Below are 15,315 nucleotides of genomic sequence, written 5' to 3' on the forward strand. Positions count from 1 at the left end.
GGAAGACAGTTGGCAAATTCTATGGGATATTGGGGAAGAATGAAGGCTGTCTCTTGCGTTTTCGCGCTGTTTCCGATATCATAGGATCAATATGATCAATATAATTTATATGGAGATGTTGCCATGACTCCGAAAAAAATCGCTCTGCTGACGGACTCCTGTGCGGATCTGTCCCCGGAGCTGATCGCCGAAAATCACATCTACGTGGTACCGCTCCGCATCCGCTGTGCCGACGGCGAGTATGCCGACGGTGTGGACATCCGGAACGACGGCATCTATGCCCGTCTCCACGCCGGGGAGATCCCCCAGACCTCTCTCCCCGCCGGGGAGGACTTTGAAAAAGTCCTGCGGCAGATCGCGGCCGCCGGCTACGACGGTGTCATCGCCGTCATGCTGTCCAGCGGCCTCTCCGGCACCTACAATCTGGTGCGGCTCATTGCGGAGGAGTGCAGCGGCGTGCTTCCGGTGCGGGTCTATGACTCCCTCAGCGGCTCGCTGGGCATGGGGATGACCCTGCTCCAGCTGGCGGAGGACATCCGGGGCTGCATGGGCTGGGAGGAGCTGACGGAGCGCCGGGTCCCGCAGCTGCTCCGGGGCGCCCATGCGTTCTTCTCCGTGGACACGCTGGAATACCTCCAGAAGGGCGGCCGCATCGGAAAGGTCACCGCCACCGCCGGAACGCTGCTGCAGATCAAGCCGCTGCTGACCTTCGCGGAGGACGGACAGCTCCAGTCCGTGGCCAAAGTCCGGGGCCGGAACCAGGTGAAGGACAAGCTGGTGGAGCTGGCAGTGAAGGCCTGCGGCGATCACCGGCGCTACAATCTGGCCGTGGCCAACGGCGGAGACCCGGAGGGCATGGCGGCCGTGCGGCAGAAGCTGACGGAGGCCCTGCCCAACTGCGACCACATCTGGGAGGGCGAGATCGACGGCACCCTCAGCGTCTACATCGGCGACGGTGTGCTGGGCGCCGCCGTCCAGGTGCTGGACTGAACGGAACAGGGAAGACCCCTGGGATCTGGCAGATCTCAGGGGTCTTTTTCTATGTATGGATATTATTCACCCTCGGCCATGCGGTAGCCGACGCCCACTTCCGTGAAGATGTACTGGGGCTCCGCCGGGTTCTTCTCGATCTTCCGCCGGATGTTGGCCATGTTCACCCGGAGGATCTGGTTGTCGTTTCCCGCCCGGGGCCCCCATAGCTCCCGGATGATGTAGTCGTAGGTCAGCACCTTGCCGGCGAATTTCCCCAGCAGCGCCACGATGCGGAACTCGCTGAGGGTCAGCTTGGCGTTCTCGCCGTTGATCAGCACCTGGTGCTTGTTGTAGTCGATGACCATGTCTCCCACGGTGTAGGTGCCCTGACGGGCCACCTCGTCGTTTCCGGAGGCGGTGCGGGTGTGGCGGATGGCCGCCCGCACACGGGCCAGCAGCTCGTCGGTGCCGAAGGGCTTGGTCAGATAGTCGTCGGCGCCCATGTCCAGGGCCTCCACCTTGTCCTTTTCATGGGAGCGGGCGGAGACCACCACCACCGGCAGGCTGGACCAGCTCCGCAGGTCCCGCAGGATCTCGGTGCCGTCCATGTCCGGCAGGCCCAGATCCAGGATCACCAGATCCGGACAGGTGGACGAGATGATGGACAGCGCCTCGCTGCCGGTCTGAGCCATGAGCGTCTCGTAGCCGTTTGCGTTGAGGATGGCGGAAATGAAGCGGGCAATGCTCTGCTCATCCTCTACCACTAAGATCTTATCCCGTATCGTCATGCGTCTTCCTCCTCATCAAGGGGCAGCCGGAAGATCAGATCCGCGCCGCCCTCCGGCATATTGTCGGCTTCCATTGTCCCACCGTGGGCGCTGACGATGGAGGTGCACACCGCCAGTCCCAGACCCATGTTGCGTTTTTTATCTCCCGAGGTCTCCTCACTCTCCTGCAGGACCCCGGTGAACAGGGAATTCAGCTTGCCGCGGGGGATCCCGCAGCCGTTGTCCCGTACGTCGAACCGGGCCCAGCCGCCCTCCCGGCAGACGGAGACCTGGATGCGGGAGGTGTTCTGGCCGTGGATCACCGCGTTCTCCAGCAGATTCGCCAGGACCTGCTCAATGAGAATGGGGTCCATGGGCACCATCAGCAGCGTGTCCGGCGCCACCACCGTCACCGTCACCTCCGGGAACCGCTTGCGGAATTTCCGCACTGCCTCTCCCAGGATCTCCTCCGCCGCCTCCGGCTCTTTTGTGATGTGGGCCTGCTCTCGGCCGCTGATACGGGTGATGCTCAGCAGGTTCTCCACCACGCGGATCAGCCACTGGGCCTCGTCCCGGGCGTCTTCCAGCAGGGTCCGCTGTTCCTTCTGGGAGAGGTTTGGGTTCTCCAGGATAGTGGCCGTGGAGCCCACAATGGAGGTCAGGGGCGTGCGGATATCGTGGGAGACGGAGCGCAGCAGGTTGGCGCGCATCTTCTCCCGCTCGTTCTCCAGCCGCAGCTTCTCCTGCTGCTTGAGCTGGGCAGTGAGGGTGCAGGTCATGATGGACACCATCAGCATGGTGAGGAACGTCAGGGGATAGCCCGCGATGGTGAAGTTGAACTCCCGGTAGGGGTAAGTAAACAAGAAGTTGACGGCGATGACCCCCAGGATGGAGGCGATCAGGCCGTACAGAAAGCCGTTGGTCAGACGGGAGACCAGCAGCACGGCCATGACATAGATCAGGGTGGCAAACTCGCCGCTGCTGTCCAGGATCCGCATGAACCAGCAGAGGCTGGTGGCGCAGAACATGATGGCCACCAGGATCAGAAAATCCCGCCACGAGAAGTGAAACAGCCGCTCCATTTTTCCTTTTTTCACCGGATGCTCTCCCTCTTTTCTCCGCTGTATTCTGCTGTTCAGTTCTATTTCAGTATATCAGATTTTCCGTTAAGAACGTGCTAAGGAACCGACGGCGGACGGGGTATTTTTTACAGCCTCTGAACGCCTTTTCGGCCGCTCTTGTCACCGGTTAAACACAAAAACCGGTATGATAAATATGGCAGGAAACGGAAGTCCCTCTATCTGTTTTTCCATAATAAGGAGGTACAGACCATGGATGAGAAGCTGAGAGAAATTTTGAACGACGGCGAGCAGGTGCTCTGGAGCGGCAGTCCCGCCCCCTTCGCGCTGCTGGACCGGCACGCGGGCAACGGGAGAAAGATCCTGATCAAATGGATCTCCGTTGCCGTGCTGGCGTCTGCCCTGATCATCGTCTATATGATGAACAACGACCCCGTCAGCCCCGGATTCCTGACGGTGGTGATCGGCATTTCCCTGCTGCTGATCCTCTCGCCCCTGGTGGACCGCTACAATATTCTGGGAACCCGCTATTGGATCACGGACCAGCGGGTCATTCTGATGCAGCGGAGCAAGACCATTTTCTCCATGCGCCTGGACTGCGTGGATGCGTTCCGTCTGGTGCAGGATGAAGCCCCCAACGACTGCCTGGTGCTGGGCTCCAGGGCCCTGGAGGACGTGGGCCGTCAGCTGCGCTGGCGCTCCTCTCATCCTGCGGATCAGCCCGGCGTCTCGTCGGACAACAACGCCGTGGGGTTGGTCCTCTACAATGTGGCAAATCTGGAGGATGCCGTCCCGCTGCTGGGTCAGGCTGGGGCGGCCTGATCTCCCGGGCACCGCGCCCTCACCGGGCCGCCGGTTTTTTATGCTCCCTCTTTTCCCAATTCAATGCCGGATCCCGTCTGTCAGACCACTTTGGCAGACGGGATCCGGCATCCCGCTGTCCGCCGTCAGAGAGCGGATGGTCTTTTATTTATCATACCATCCGCGGCTCCGTTTCACAAGATGCCCCAGGGCCGCGCCAGATTGACAGGACCACTGAAATGTGCTATAAGAGAGTTGGCTGTGATCCGGCTCCCGCCGTCTCCCCGGCGGGGTCCCTTCTGCACGGCGGTTTGTTTTACTGGATGGCCCCAGGGGCGTTCACCGTTTTGCGGCCGCTTTTTGTGTGCATACGTATGATTTATATAACACATTATTTTGAAAGGAGCATGAAATACCATGGATAACCGTCCCATTGGCATTTTTGATTCCGGCGTCGGCGGCCTGACCGGCGTCCGGGCACTCCAGGCCGCTGCCCCCAGCGAGAGCGTCGTCTACTTCGGCGACACTGCCCGGGTCCCCTATGGTTCCCGCACCAAGGAGGACATCACCCAGCTGTCCTGCCAGGATGTGCGGTTCCTGCGGACCTATGACCTGAAGGCCATCCTCATCGCCTGCAACACCATCACCGCCAACTCCATCGATACGCTGCGCCAGGAGAATCCGGGCATCCCCATTCTGGGCACCATCGAGCCGGCGGCCGCGGCGGCTCTCCAGGCCACCAAAAACAAGCGCATCGGCATCATCGCCACCCAGGCCACGGTCCTCAGCGGGGCCTATGACCAGGCACTGCTCCGCATGTGCCCGGAAGTCCGCATCTTCGCCAAGGGCTGCCCCAAGCTGGTCCCCCTCATCGAGAGCGGCCACATCAGCCCGGGCGACGCCGAGATCGAGGCCGCCGTGGCGGAGTATATGGCCCCCATCAAGGCCGAGGGCGTGGACACCGTGATCCTGGGCTGCACCCACTATCCGCTGATCCGGGAAGTGGTGCAGGCCTACATGGGTCCCGACGTCTCCCTGGTGGACTCCGGCGGAGAGTCTGCCAGAGCGCTGCTGGCGGAGTTGACCAGGACCGGCGATCTAGCTGAGAAGACCGCGGCGGGCACCGCCTCCTACTTCTGCAGCGCACGGCTGGGCGAGTTTGAGAAGATCGCAAATATCTTCCTGTCCCAGGACATCCATGGCCACGCTCAGGAGATCGACATTGAGAAATACTGAGCGCCTGTATTCCTGCAATTGAAACGGCCAGCGCGGGTCGTGTCTCCGGACACCGGCCCGCGCTGGTTTTTTGATATCTACGGTCCGTCCCTGGCGTTCTCCGTGCAGCTGACGGTTGATTCTTTCGCATAAATACTCTAAACTGGTCTCATGCGGCAGACGGTTTCCCACTTCTCTGTGGGAAACCGGACAACGGAGCAGAAAGGGGCGGCAGCGTGAAACAGAAAAAAGTTGTGATCTACACAGCGGCCTACGGCGTGATCGGTCTGGCGGTGGTTCTGCTGTTCCGCACCCTCTGGGCCGTAGGGCAGGGGGGAGAATACAGCTATTACACCGTATCCTCGGTGATGCTGGAGCTGATGTTCTCCCTGCTGACCACCTCCACCTATATCAGCATCGTGCGCAGCGGACGGCTGAAGCGCCTGTTCGTGCGGCTGTTTCTCTGGATGCTGGTCATCGTCACCATCGGAATGCTGGGCGACGTGTTCGCCTGGGGCATCGGCATGGAGACTGCGCCCTGGGCGGGCTTCGCCCAGTGGCTGGGCGCCTTCCTGCGGGACGCCATGGGCTTTCCCCTGATGGTGGTGTATACCATCTATCTTCTGAGTTATGTCAACGAGGACAAGCGGGAGCTGAAGCGGTTCGCCTGGCTGGTGGGCGGCCTCTGCGCGGACGGCCTGTTTCTGGTCATCATCTCCCAGATCACTGCCAGGAGCAGGACCCAGCCATGGCACCTCTGGGACCACCCCTGGGTCTTCTTATTCTTTCTGTCCGTGCCTGTGGTAGTGACGCTGGGCATCATCTTCTATTTCCGCCGGATGCTCACCAACCGCAAGGCCGTGTCGTTCCTCTTCTACGAGCTGGTGGTGCTGGCCGCCATCGCGGTGGATATCGTGCTGGTGAAGATGACGCTGGCCTACACGGTGGCGGCGCTGTCCCTGCTAAGCCTGTATGTCAGCGTCCAGATGGAGTATGAAAAACAGCAGGAGGAGGCCCTGGTGCGGCAGCGGATTGCCATTATGCTCAGTCAGATTCGGCCCCACTTCCTCTACAATGTGCTCACCGGCATCCGGGCCCTGTGCCGCATCGATCCGAAAAAGGCGGAGGAGGCGCTGCTGGACTTCACCAGCTATCTCCGGGCCAACCTCAACTGCCTGGAAAACGAGCATTGCATTCCCTTTTCCCGGGAGCTGGAGCACACCCAGCACTATCTCCGACTGGAGAAAATGCGCTACGGAGACGAACTGCAGGTCATTTATGAGACGCCGGTCACCCAGTTTTCCGTCCCGTCCCTGACGCTGGAACCCATTGTGGAAAACGCGGTGCGCCACGGGGTCATGCAGCGGGAGAGCGGCGGGACCGTGACCATCTCCACAGCCGAGAGCGCCAAATACTATCTCATCACCGTGACAGACGACGGCGTGGGCTTTGATACCAGTTCCCCCATGCCGTCCAATCAGGAGCATGTGGGCATCATCAACGTGCGGGAGCGGCTGGCCTCCATGTGCGGCGGGACGCTGGACATCCAGTCCACCCCCGGCGCCGGCACGGTGGCGGTACTCTCCATCCCCAAACAAGGAGGAACTCTGTATGAAACATTGCTTTCTGGCAGTCGATGACGAGGTCCTGGCTCTGGCCGACCTGACCAACGCCCTGGAGGAGGCAGCTCCCGGCGAGACCATCTGCCCCTACAACTCGCCCTCCGCGGCTCTGGAGGCCGTGCGGAAGAAGGCCATCCGTCCGGACGTGGCGTTTCTGGACATCCAGATGCGGGGCTGGACCGGCCTGCAGCTGGCCACGGAGCTGCGCAAGGTCCTTCCCCAGCTGGAGATCGTCTTTGTCACTGCCTACCCACAGTACGCTCTGGAGTCCTACTCCCTCCACGCCAGGGGCTATCTGATGAAGCCCGTCACCGCCGAGTCGGTGCGGGAGGAGCTGGACATCATCCAGGGCACCGTCCGGACGGCGGCCCGGAGCGATTCCCTGGTGGTGAACTGCTTCGGCAATTTTGAGGTGTTTTTCCACGGAAAACCGCTGAAATTCTCCCGGGCAAAGTCCAAGGAGCTGTTTGCCTATCTGGTCTACCGCAGCGGCGCCACCTGCTCCATCAAGGAGATTGCCGCCATCATCTTCGAGGACCGGGAATACGGCAGCGCCCTGAAAAACCAAATGGAGACCTTCAAGTCCGACCTGATGAAGACGCTGCGGGCGGCAGGCTGCGAGGATGTGATCCTGAAGGGCCGCAACTGCCTCAGCGTGGATGCAGAGAAGCTGGACTGCGACTATTACCGTCTCCTGAAGGGAGACACCCGGGCCATGTCCGCCTTCACTGGGGAATTCATGGCCCAGTACAGCTGGGCCGAGCTGACGGCTGCGGCGCTTTCCTGCAAGCTGCTCTGATAAATTCTGCAAAATTGGCTTGGCGCTGGAAGAATTTTCAGGAAAAAATCCCCCGAATTTGCATTTTCGATTTGTTGTCCTTTCGTTGTCCTGTCCGTGTTATAATACAGGTACATCCTTTGCGAAGGGTGAAATCACAACGAGGAGGAAGAGGATATGGAAGAAAAAAATGTACAGGTCGAGGAAGGCGCTCTTAAGGTAACAAAGCTGACCCTGTACGAGGCGGCGGCCATCATCGTTGGCGCCAACATCGGCTCCGGCATTCTGGGTCTTGCGTATTCTTCCCGCAAGGCCGGCTGGCCCATCCTGGTTCTGTGGCTGATCGTGGCGGGTGTGTTCACCACGTTCTCCATGCTGTATGTGGCCGAGACCGCGCTCCGTACCAAGAAGCCCCTGCAGCTGCCCGGCCTGGCGCAGAAATACGTGGGCAAGCTGGGCTCGGTGCTGATCTTCATCTCTGTGTGCGCCAACTCCATCGGCTGCATGGTAGCCTACACCACCGGCTCCGGCAACATTCTCTGCACCCTGCTGGGCCTGCCCAACTGGGCCGGCAGCCTGCTGTTCACCGTTCCCTGCGTTCTGGTGGTCTGGCTGGGACTGAAGGCCACTGGCCTCTGGGAGAAGTTCATGTCCACCGGCATGGTGGTGCTGCTGGCTGTCATCGTGCTGGCGTCCTTCCTGTCCGGCAAGGCCGACGTCTCCCGCGCCATCTACTCCGACTGGACCTACGCGGTGCCCCTGCTGAGCAGCGCCATCTTCTGCTACATCGCGCAGTATGCGGTGCCTGAGCTGGCCCGCGGCATGCGCCACATCCCCAAGAAGCTGCCCGTCGCCATCGTCGCCGGTATGTTCGTCACCGGCATTCTGCTGGCCGTCGTGCCTCTGGCCGTGCTGAGCCTCACCGGCGCGGATGATGTCACCGAGGTCGCCACGCTGGCCTGGGGCCAGGCGCTGGGCACCTGGGCGCTCTACACCGCCAACATCTTCGCTCTGTGCGCCATGATGACCTCCTACTGGGCCGTGGGCGGCTCCATGCTCACCAACATCGTGGACATGTTCAAGTTGAAGAATGAGCATGACACCAAGACCCGTCTCATCGCCATCATCTGCACCGTTCTGCCTCCCTTCATTCTGGCCTACGGCGGCTTCGTCAGCTTCGTGGACGCCATCGGCTGGGCCGGCACCTTCGGCGGCGTGATCATGTCGATCATCCCCGTGCTGATGGTCAACAAGGCCCGGAAGGAGGGCGACATCGAGCCCGAGTGGAAGTGCGGCTGGTATGCCAATCCCCTGATCCAGGGCATCATCATCGTGGTGTTCTCCCTGGCCGCCATCTACTTCATCTGCTCCATGGCCGGCATTCTGCCCGCCGGTTGGTGATCCGGAGAAAGGCTGGTAAGACGTCATGCGTGTGATTCCGAAAGACAAAGTCATTTTCCATTTCAACACTACAAACAAGGCGAATTACACCGTGCAGGACGGTGAGGTCTTCTGGGTGGAAGCGGACGACTGCTACTCCGGTCAGATCACCGACGCCTCCGTGAAGCGCCCCGACATCGACATCGGCATCATGGACTGCGCCGTGGGCCCCATCGACGTGGAGGGCGCCCATCCCGGCGACACGCTGTGCGTGGAGGTCCTGGCCATCGATCTGGCGCCCCAGGGCGTGATGGTGACCTCCGTGGGCCTGGGCGTGCTGGGTGACCGCATCACCGAGCCGGACACCAAGATCATCCCCGTCCACGACGGCTTCGCCCATTTCTCCGACACCATCAAGATCCCTCTGACGCCCATGATCGGCGTCATGGGCGTGGCCCCCAAGTCCGGCGAGATCCACTGCGCCGTCCCCGATGACCACGGCGCCAACATGGACACGAAGCTGGTGAAGGTGGGCTCCCGGGTCTACTTCCCCGTGAATATCGAGGGCGCGGGCCTCGCCGTGGGCGATATGCACGCCTGTATGGGAGACGGCGAGCTGTCCGGCACCGGCATTGAGATCGCCGGCCGCATGTGCCTGAAGGTGACGGTCTACCACGACCGGCCCATCCAGCGCCCCGTCATTGAGACCTTTGACGGCATCTACTTCCTGGCCTCCCGCTCCACGCTGAACGAGAGCATCAAGGTGGCCACGGCGGACGTGGTGGAGTTCCTGATGAAGAAGCTGGACCTCAGCTTCCCGGACGCCTACCGGCTGATGAGCGCCACCTGCGACGCCCAGATCTGCGAGGTGGTGGACGACAACGTGACGGTTCGTCTCCACTGCCCCAAGTTCGACACCCGCATCCAGACCCTGTGATCATCCGTCCCTGGGTCGCCGTTGACCGGACGGTGGATCAAAGATAGAGAGAAAACAACAGAAAGAGAAAACGGGGGATTCCTGCCGCAGGGTAGAACCTGCGGCAGGAGTTTTTTCGCAAAATACAGGAGCCCGGAGGCTGTTCCTCCGGGCTCCGATCTTTCCATGGGCCGTCTGCCGCCGATGATCACCGGGTCGTCTTCCGCGGCTCCGGTCCATCCGATCCCTCCGCCAGAAATGCTTTCTGCGGTCCGGACACCGTGGGCGACGCCAGCAGCGCTTTTCGCAGCGGCGGCCACTCATCCTCCGGCGTCAGGGCTTTCAGCGCCTGAAGATGGGCAGGCTCCTCCTGGGGAAACGCAAAGACATGGAACAAAAGCTCCTCCCGGCATTCTCTCCACCGGCCCAGCCGCTGGTAGAGCCGAATCAGCTGGCTGCTGCAGTCTGCCGCGAATTCCGGATCTTCTCCGTCCAGACGCTTGCCCTCCTTCAGCAGATCAATGGCTGGGCCATACTGTTTCTGCCTCAGTAGTTCATGCACTTCCGCTTCACGGACGGCAGGGAGGTGCCGGTATTGCCTCCGGAACGCCGCCATCGTCTCCGCCGGAGCATCCAGCTCTCTCATGATCCCCAGGCGGCGGACCACGTATGTCTCCATCCTGCGGCGGTCCTGCTCCGGCGTATGCGCCAACAGCCTGTCCAGCAGATCCAGATTTTTCCGCAGCAGGGCAGGCTCGTGAAACGCCGACAGCTGCACCTCCAGCAGCCGTTCCGCGCCCGGGCCATCCTCCTGCCGGGAACGGGTCTCCTCCAGCCAGCGGTACATCTCCATGCGCTGCCGGGGAGCGGACTTCCCGGCGATCTCCATCAGCAGGGAAAGGCACTCCCGTTCCAGCTCTCGGAAGCTCTTGTTCGGAGACGCCGCGGCCTGTTCCGCAATGTCCGGCAGGATAGTCCCCGTCAGCAGAAACGCCTTATCCAGCAGCCCCTGTTCTACCAAGGGAAGGACCCGCAGATCCAGAAACCGCCGCCATTGATCAGGATTGCCGTCTCCCGTCGCGGTTCCTTTGGCGCCGTCCTCCGGCAGGGGCGGTTCCTCTGCGCTTTGAGCCGGCCAGCCGCGCTCCTCCAGCGCGAACAGTGCCGCCGCCATGTGCTTGCAGGCATGGCCGGCAGCCGCATGGGGGCAGCCGCACTGCATCCCCGTAACGGCGCCGTCCTTCACCACCAGCTCCACCGGATACACCCGGCTGCCATGGACTGATGTCAGCACCCGGCCGCCCTCCTGTCTCAGCGGCTCCACCAGCCCGTGCCGGCAGTAGCGCACGCCCCGCTCCAGAATGACCTGGGAAAAGGATAACCGCCAGTTCCTGTCCACTCCGTCACCCCCTGTGCCGTCTTCCGATGCTCCTGTCAACAGTATACGGCGATCCCGCCCAAACGCAAGCCCTCTTTGCGGCTCTCAGGGCCGGTCTTTCAAATGCCAAAGGCCGTGTATCCTACGATACACGGCCTCTGACAATGGCTTGGCAATGGAAAAAGGAGGAGAATAAACTTGTAAACTCAGTTGTAGAACAGAATGTCGCTGTACACGGGGAAAGGCCAATACTCCTTGGCGGTCATGGTCTCCAGGGAATCGGCAATGGCGCGGGCGGCGTTCATGTCAGGCACCACCACAGAATGGCTGTACTGCATGGCCTCCTCGGCAGCGGCGGGGATCTTGGCCACATCAGCCTCCAGCTGCATGCAGGCGTCCATCAGCTCATCGGTGAGCTTGGCGACCTCGGCGGCCACGCTCTTCTCATAGCGGCAGGCAACACCGGCGGCCTCCTTGCAGTCGGCACGCTCGCACAGATCGGTGGCGTAGCCGGAGACGGCGGGCAGAATGTCGTGCTTGATCATATCCACCATGGTGTTGGCCTCGATGCGGATCACAGAGGTGTAGTTCTCCACATGGATCTCATAGCGGGCCTGGACTTCGCCCTTGGTGTAGATGCCGTGCTTGACGAACAGATCCACATTCTTGGAGGCGATGTAGGCGGGCAGGGCGTCGGCGGTGGACTTCAGGTTGCACAGGCCGCGCTTCTCGGCCTCCACCACCCACGCGTCATCATAGCCGTTGCCGTTGAAGATGATGCGCTGATGCTCGGTGAAGGTCTTCTTGATGAGCTTGGCCAGATCGCCCTGGAAGTCGGAGGACTTCTCCAGAATGTCCGCGAACTGCTCCAGTTCCTCGGCCATGATGGTGTTCAGGGCGATATTGGGACCGGAAATGGACTGGGAGGAGCCCAGAGCGCGGAACTCAAACTTGTTGCCGGTGAAGGCCATGGGGGAGGTGCGGTTCCGGTCGGTGTTGTCCTGGGGAATGGCAGGCAGAACGTCCACGCCGATCTCCAGGGTGCGCTTACCGGCATCCTTGTACTCGGTGCCCTTGATGATGGACTCCACCACGGCGTTCAGGTCATCGCCCAGGAAGATGGAGATAATGGCGGGAGGTGCCTCCTGAGCGCCCAGGCGGTGATCGTTGCCCGCGAAGGCCACGGTGGCCCGCAGGAAGTCCTGATACTCATCCACGCCCTTGATGAAGGCGGCCAGGAACAGCAGGAACTGGGCGTTCTGGCTGGGAGTGGAGCCGGGCTTAAACAGGTTCTTGCCGGTATCGGTGGACAGGGACCAGTTATCGTGCTTGCCGGAGCCGTTGACGCCGGCGAAGGGCTTCTCATGGAGCAGGCAGACCAGGCCGTGCTTCTCGGCCACCTTCTTCATCAGCTCCATGGCCAGCTGGTTCTGATCGCAGGCGCTGTTGGCGTCGGAGTAGATGGGGGCCATCTCATGCTGGCAGGGGGCAACCTCGTTGTGCTTGGTCTTGGAGAGAACGCCCACCTTCCACAGCTCCGTGTCCAGATCCTTCATGTAGGCCGTGACACGGGGACGGATGGCGCCGAAGTAGTGATCCTCCAGCTCCTGGCCCTTGGGGGGCTTGGCACCGAACAGGGTGCGGCCGGTGAAGCGCAGGTCCTTGCGCTTCACATAGTCGGCCTTATCGATCAGGAAGTACTCCTGCTCGGGACCCACCTGGGCCACGACCCGCTTGGACTCCGTGTCGCCGAACAGCCGCAGAATGCGGATGGCCTGACGGCTGACCTCGTCCATGGAGCGCAGCAGGGGGGTCTTCTTATCCAGCGCCTCGCCGGAGTAAGAGCAGAAAATGGTGGGAATGCACAGGGTGTCGTCCTTGATGAAGGCGAAGGCGGTGGGGTCCCAGGCGGTGTAGCCGCGGGCCTCGAAGGTGGCGCGCAGGCCGCCGGAGGGGAAGGAGGAGGCGTCGGGCTCGCCGCGGACCAGCTCCTTGCCGGAGAACTCCAGGATCACCTTGCCGCCGCCCACGGGAGTGATGAAGCTGTCGTGCTTCTCGGCGGTGACGCCGGTCATGGGCTGGAACCAGTGGGTGAAGTGCGTCGCACCCTTCTCGCAGGCCCACTGCTTCATGGCTTCCGCGATCTCATTGGCGATGGACAGGTCCAGAGAGGTGCCGTCCGTAATGCACTTCTTCCACGCCTTATAGGACGCGGGAGACAGCCGCTGCTGCATAGTATCCTCATTAAAGACCATGCTGCCGAACAGCTCGGGAAGTTTCTTTTCAGTCGTGCTCATAGCTTTCATCCTCCTGTTATCGTTCTGGTTGGTGATATCTTAATGGAAAACACACAGAAAAAGCAATTGGTAATACTTCTAAACGCAGAATGTTTTTCCAGGCAAAATCGGCAGATATCCTAAAAACCGCCAAAAATCCGGCATCACTTGCCGCTGGCACCGTAGTTGGACAGCACCCGGGCGGAGGGATCGTTGACATTGCAGCCCTCCCACTCCTTGTTTGGCATCCAGAAATCCTTGATCATGCGGGCCTGGCCGGGGTAGTACTGCTCGAAGATCTCCCGGTACAGCAGGCTTTCCTTGGTGAAGGGCTGGCAGTAATCGTACTTGCGGCGAAGGGTCTCAAACTCCTCGTCGGTGTACTTCTCCTCGGCGTAGGCCTTCAGATCGTCCACCATGGAGTGGCCCACGGCGTCGGAGAAGGCGGCCTTCTGGCGCCACAGGATATCCTCCGGCAGCAGGTGGTCCTTTTCAAAGGCATGGCGCAGCAGGTACTTGCCCATGTCGTAGGTGTTGACCTTCAGCTTGGGATCGATGCTCATGACGTACTTCACGAAGTCCAGATCGCCGAAGGGCACCCGGCCCTCGATGGAGTTGACGGAGATGCAGCGGTCCGCCCGGAGTACGTCGTACATGTGAAGCTCATCCACCCGCTTCTTGGCCTCCTGCTGGAAGGCCTCGGGGGAGGGAGCGAAGTCGGTGTATTTATAGCCGAACAGCTCATCAGAGATCTCGCCGGTCATCAGAACCCGGACATCTGTCTGCTCGTGGATGGCCTTGCAGCACAGGTACATGCCCATGCTGGCGCGGATGGTGGTGATGTCCCAGGTGCCCAGCATGGCGATGACCTCCGGCAGGGAGCGGATCACGTCCTCCCGGGTCATGAAGACCTCGGTGTGGTCGGCGCCGATGTAGTCGGCCACCTCCTTGGCGTACTTCAGGTCGATGGCGTCCTTATCCATGCCGATGGCGAAGGTGCGGATCTTCTTCCCCAGGATCAGGGAGGAGATGGCGCACACCAGGGAGGAGTCCAGGCCGCCGGACAGCAGGAAGCCCAGAGGGGCGTCGGCGTCCAGACGCTTATCCACACCGGCGATAAGCTTGTCGCGGATCTTCTTGCAGGCGGTCTCCAGATCGTCCTTGCTGTAGGACTTGACGGTGGTCAGGTCCGCATAGCGGACGAACTTGCCGTAGGCGTAATAGTGGCCCGGCGGGAAGGGGCAGACCTCGGCGCAGAGGCCGACCAGGTTCTTGGCCTCGCTAGCGAAGATGATGTTCCCGTTTTTGTCGTAGCCGTAGAACAGGGGACGGATGCCGATGGGGTCCCGGGCGGCGATGAGGGAGTCGGTCATGGAGTCGTAGATCACCAGGGCGAACTCGGCGTCCAGACGGGAGAACATGCTCAGGCCGTACTCATGGAACATGGGGAGCAGGATCTCGCAGTCGCTGCCACTCTTGAACTGGTAGCCTTTTTCCGCCAGCTGGCGCTTGATGGGGCGGAAGCCGTAGATCTCGCCGTTGCAGACCACATAGTCGCCGTCCAACTCAAAGGGCTGCATGCCGGCCTCGGTAAGGCCCATAATGGCCAGCCGGTGGAAGCACAGGTAGCCGGACTTGGTCTCGATGATCCGGGACATGTCAGGTCCCCGGGATACGGTACGGTCGAAATACTTCTGGATCTCTTCTTTGCTCAGGTCCTTCGTGGAAAATCCCATGATCGCGCACATAAATAAAGCACCTCCGGATTTTTTCCCCTCCCGGCTCGGTCTGCCGGAATGGGTATAAAAAACGCAGCTACATCCTGAATTTTAGGACGAATAGCTGCTATCCGCGGTGCCACCTAATTTACCTTCCCCAATGGGGACCGGTCACCTTCAAGGCTCCAACAAGCCCGTGTGATGTAACGATCACAACTCGTCGCACCTACTGGCGGTCTCCCGCTTTCGGATTGCAGCTACGGAGTGTTCTTCGCGCAGACTCTGGTACGGGGTTTCCACTGTCTCCCGCTCACTGAAACGGAACTTCTGCGGTACTTTTCTCCATCAACGCCGTTGTCGATGTTGGGTTTTGGCATCAATTCTTGATTGATGTTAGCAGTTTATCACCGAAG

12 protein-coding genes and 1 other annotated feature are annotated in these 15,315 nt (G+C 61.0%); of the genes, 7 read left to right on the forward strand and 5 right to left on the reverse strand.

Annotation, left to right across the window (positions count from 1 at the left end; translation table 11 throughout):
- Window positions 1-123 precede the first annotated feature (123 nt).
- Window positions 124-990 carry a DegV family protein gene (locus ACTNBU_RS03370; RefSeq protein WP_441030726.1) on the forward strand — a complete coding sequence of 289 codons (867 nt, stop codon included), beginning with the start codon at window positions 124-126 and terminating at the stop codon, window positions 988-990.
- A gap of 62 nt (window positions 991-1,052) precedes the next feature.
- Here the strand turns inward: ACTNBU_RS03370 and ACTNBU_RS03375 are convergent, their stop codons facing one another.
- Window positions 1,053-1,760, reverse strand: coding sequence for a response regulator (locus tag ACTNBU_RS03375; protein ID WP_441030728.1), 708 nt, complete (start codon window positions 1,758-1,760; stop codon window positions 1,053-1,055).
- Complete coding sequence (locus ACTNBU_RS03380; RefSeq protein WP_441030730.1) at window positions 1,757-2,836, reverse strand: sensor histidine kinase; 1,080 nt, start codon at window positions 2,834-2,836, stop codon at window positions 1,757-1,759. The genes ACTNBU_RS03375 and ACTNBU_RS03380 overlap by 4 nt, the downstream gene beginning before the upstream one ends.
- 234 nt (window positions 2,837-3,070) lie before the next feature.
- Between ACTNBU_RS03380 and ACTNBU_RS03385 the strand changes: the two genes are divergently transcribed.
- The 6 genes from ACTNBU_RS03385 to ACTNBU_RS03410 all read left to right on the forward strand — a co-directional run bounded on the left by ACTNBU_RS03385 (window position 3,071) and on the right by ACTNBU_RS03410 (window position 9,551).
- A complete protein-coding gene (locus ACTNBU_RS03385; RefSeq protein ID WP_441030732.1) occupies window positions 3,071-3,640 on the forward strand; it encodes a hypothetical protein in 570 nt (189 codons plus the stop codon).
- A gap of 396 nt (window positions 3,641-4,036) precedes the next feature.
- Window positions 4,037-4,855: a glutamate racemase gene (gene murI / locus ACTNBU_RS03390; protein WP_441030734.1), complete on the forward strand. Its 819-nt coding sequence runs from the start codon at window positions 4,037-4,039 to the stop codon at window positions 4,853-4,855.
- A gap of 215 nt (window positions 4,856-5,070) precedes the next feature.
- Entirely contained in the window at window positions 5,071-6,474 is a 1,404-nt protein-coding gene (locus ACTNBU_RS03395) for a sensor histidine kinase (RefSeq protein ID WP_441030736.1), read from the forward strand.
- Window positions 6,446-7,255 carry a LytR/AlgR family response regulator transcription factor gene (locus ACTNBU_RS03400; RefSeq protein ID WP_441030738.1) on the forward strand — a complete coding sequence of 270 codons (810 nt, stop codon included), beginning with the start codon at window positions 6,446-6,448 and terminating at the stop codon, window positions 7,253-7,255. Before ACTNBU_RS03395 ends, ACTNBU_RS03400 begins: the two co-directional genes overlap by 29 nt.
- A 156-nt stretch (window positions 7,256-7,411) precedes the next feature.
- Window positions 7,412-8,635, forward strand: coding sequence for an aromatic amino acid transport family protein (locus ACTNBU_RS03405; RefSeq protein WP_441030740.1), 1,224 nt, complete (start codon window positions 7,412-7,414; stop codon window positions 8,633-8,635).
- Between the two features lie 91 nt (window positions 8,636-8,726).
- Window positions 8,727-9,551, forward strand: coding sequence for an acetamidase/formamidase family protein (locus ACTNBU_RS03410; RefSeq protein ID WP_441030742.1), 825 nt, complete (start codon window positions 8,727-8,729; stop codon window positions 9,549-9,551).
- A 187-nt stretch (window positions 9,552-9,738) separates the two neighbouring features.
- Here the strand turns inward: ACTNBU_RS03410 and ACTNBU_RS03415 are convergent, their stop codons facing one another.
- The 3 genes from ACTNBU_RS03415 to asnB all read right to left on the reverse strand — a co-directional run bounded on the left by ACTNBU_RS03415 (window position 9,739) and on the right by asnB (window position 14,932).
- Window positions 9,739-10,929, reverse strand: a complete 1,191-nt coding sequence (locus ACTNBU_RS03415; RefSeq protein WP_441030744.1) for an SWIM zinc finger family protein — start codon at window positions 10,927-10,929, stop codon at window positions 9,739-9,741.
- A gap of 185 nt (window positions 10,930-11,114) precedes the next feature.
- Entirely contained in the window at window positions 11,115-13,205 is a 2,091-nt protein-coding gene (locus ACTNBU_RS03420) for a glutamine synthetase III family protein (RefSeq protein ID WP_441030746.1), read from the reverse strand.
- Window positions 13,206-13,348: 143 nt separating this feature from the next.
- Entirely contained in the window at window positions 13,349-14,932 is a 1,584-nt protein-coding gene (gene asnB, locus ACTNBU_RS03425; protein ID WP_441030748.1) for an asparagine synthase B, read from the reverse strand.
- A gap of 79 nt (window positions 14,933-15,011) precedes the next feature.
- Window positions 15,012-15,260 (reverse strand) — a binding site (T-box leader).
- Between the last annotated feature and the right edge of the window lie 55 nt (window positions 15,261-15,315).

It is taken from the genome of Dysosmobacter sp. HCP28S3_G4 (assembly GCF_052065175.1).
Taxonomy (GTDB): domain Bacteria; phylum Bacillota; class Clostridia; order Oscillospirales; family Oscillospiraceae; genus Oscillibacter.

Coding starts and splice junctions, on each gene's coding strand:
- ACTNBU_RS03370 (WP_441030726.1), top strand. CDS start 124: ATGACTCCGAAAAAAATCGCTCTGCTGACGGACTCCTGTGCGGATCTG.
- murI (WP_441030734.1), top strand. CDS start 4,037: ATGGATAACCGTCCCATTGGCATTTTTGATTCCGGCGTCGGCGGCCTG.
- ACTNBU_RS03385 (WP_441030732.1), top strand. CDS start 3,071: ATGGATGAGAAGCTGAGAGAAATTTTGAACGACGGCGAGCAGGTGCTC.
- ACTNBU_RS03375 (WP_441030728.1), bottom strand. CDS start 1,760: ATGACGATACGGGATAAGATCTTAGTGGTAGAGGATGAGCAGAGCATT.
- ACTNBU_RS03405 (WP_441030740.1), top strand. CDS start 7,412: ATGGAAGAAAAAAATGTACAGGTCGAGGAAGGCGCTCTTAAGGTAACA.
- asnB (WP_441030748.1), bottom strand. CDS start 14,932: ATGTGCGCGATCATGGGATTTTCCACGAAGGACCTGAGCAAAGAAGAG.
- ACTNBU_RS03400 (WP_441030738.1), top strand. CDS start 6,446: ATGAAACATTGCTTTCTGGCAGTCGATGACGAGGTCCTGGCTCTGGCC.
- ACTNBU_RS03420 (WP_441030746.1), bottom strand. CDS start 13,205: ATGAGCACGACTGAAAAGAAACTTCCCGAGCTGTTCGGCAGCATGGTC.